This window comes from Mesorhizobium sp. M4B.F.Ca.ET.143.01.1.1 (assembly GCF_004792275.1).
Classification (GTDB): domain Bacteria; phylum Pseudomonadota; class Alphaproteobacteria; order Rhizobiales; family Rhizobiaceae; genus Mesorhizobium; species Mesorhizobium abyssinicae.
On the sequence record NZ_SRSR01000286.1, the window covers coordinates 1 to 305 of the forward strand.

Annotated in this window: 1 protein-coding gene; it reads right to left on the reverse strand. The window is 62.6% G+C overall.

Going from position 1 to position 305, the window contains the following annotated elements:
• Positions 1 to 49 precede the first annotated feature (49 nt).
• A partial coding sequence (locus EN786_RS37020) for a ThuA domain-containing protein (RefSeq protein WP_189524399.1) occupies positions 50 to 305 on the reverse strand: 256 nt, incomplete at its 5' end.

Here is a 305-nt window from a genome sequence, read left to right on the forward strand (position 1 = left end):
CCAGACGCTATTTCCACGCAATCTCGAGTGAAGGAGAGAAGCGCCTTTTTTAGCGGAAGCCGGCCTCGCCATGCGCGTGCAGCTTTGGTCCGCGCTCCTCGATCGGCTCCAGCGCCTTCTCGACCGGCACGTGCGGTGCATTCAAAATGGCGGGCTTCGACCCTTGCGGGTTATGCGCCCACTTCACTGCGTTGCGCAGCACTTTCTGGACCGTCGCATCGTGATAGGTCGGATAGGTTTCGTGTCCGGGGCGGAAGTAGAAGACGTTGCCGGCGCCGCGCCGGTAGGTCAGCCCGGAGCGGAAC